Genomic DNA, 1,263 nt, shown 5'->3' on the forward strand with positions numbered 1-1,263 from the left:
CATGGGCACGATGAAGATCACTTTGGTGGCGGCGGCCTGCAACAACGGCCGAACCTGCCCGAACATCAACACAAGCGACCGGGACACTGTGGTGGTTCAGGGCTACCTCGCGGACCGCGACAGCGTGCCCGGTCTCGTCCTCTCCGCCTCCGACGCCGTGGTGGAGATCCCCATCGGTCTCCTGCCGGACGGCTTGGTCGCCGCTGACACCCGGATGTACCCGACCGGTCGGGGCACGTTGCTGGTCGTCGGCCCTCGGGTGGTCGACGCCGAAGCGCTCGCCGAGCTGCAGCTGCCTGAGGGTGAGGACGCCGTCGAGGTTTCGGCCGCGCCTGGAAGGATCCCTGCTCATGCTGGATGAAGATCAGCTCGGCGCCTACATCGATGACCGGTTTACCCGGCGCCTGTTCCGCCTGGAAACCCACGACTTCCTCGACGTCGGCAGCGACGGCGACGACTTCCAGCGCTACCTCGCCGGGCAACCTGGACCGGATATGGCCCGCAAGAGCGCATGGCTGGACGTGCTCCGGAGCGAGGTTGCCGAGGGCAAGTACACCTACCGCGTCCACGTCGTGCGCTCCCCGCTCACCGACTACCTGCGCTTCGACTTCGAGTGGGGCTACGTCCACAACGAAGAGGCCGGCGAGCGGATCGGGATCCTCGACCTCGCCGAGCGCGACGCCCCGCGCGAGCTGATCGACCACGACTTCTGGCTGATCGACGATGAACACCTGGTCCTCATGCACTACGACGACCGCGGCCGCTTCACCGGCGCCGAGCCCGTCGACGACGTCAACGAGCTCGCCCGCTACCAGGCCTGCGCTCAGGCGGCGTGGTCGGCCGCGCAGCCGTTCGGCGACTACTGGCGCGGCCACCCTGACGCCTGGCGCGACAGCCACGCCGCCTGACCCTCGCTGATCCAGGAGATACACCGTGACCACGCCGACCCCGCCGCTGTCGACCGCGCTGCGCACCCTGCGCGAGGACTTCGGCATCAGCGGGAACGAAGCCGCCAAGCGAGCCGGGCTGTCCCAGAGCAAGGTCTCCCGAGCGGAACGCGGCGCCTTCGCGCCGAGCCCCGAGGACGTCGCCGCTCTGTGCCGCGTCTACAAGGCGCCGGCCACAGTCCGTAGGGAGCTCATGCAGATGGCCCAAGACCTCAAAGAAGCTAGCCACAGCGCGCGGATGACCCTGCAGCGCGGTGGCTGGTGGATGCAGGAACGCATCGGCAAGATCGAGCGGACCGCCGAGCGGATCCGCGAG

The 1,263-nt window shown here is 68.6% G+C and carries 3 protein-coding genes; all 3 read left to right on the forward strand.

Annotation, left to right across the window (positions count from 1 at the left end; genetic code table 11):
- Positions 1–361 (forward strand): hypothetical protein (locus tag H074_RS40635; RefSeq protein WP_007028615.1); only part of this gene is annotated, 361 nt, incomplete at its 5' end.
- The gene (locus tag H074_RS03405; protein WP_007028616.1) at positions 351–908 is read left to right on the forward strand and encodes a DUF6879 family protein; all 558 of its coding nucleotides are present in this window, start codon (positions 351–353) and stop codon (positions 906–908) included. The genes H074_RS40635 and H074_RS03405, both read left to right, overlap by 11 nt.
- 25 nt (positions 909–933) lie before the next feature.
- Positions 934–1,263 (forward strand): helix-turn-helix domain-containing protein (locus H074_RS03410; RefSeq protein WP_007028617.1); only part of this gene is annotated, 330 nt, incomplete at its 3' end.

The sequence above is a fragment of the Amycolatopsis decaplanina DSM 44594 genome (genome assembly GCF_000342005.1).
In the GTDB taxonomy this organism is placed as follows: domain Bacteria; phylum Actinomycetota; class Actinomycetes; order Mycobacteriales; family Pseudonocardiaceae; genus Amycolatopsis; species Amycolatopsis decaplanina.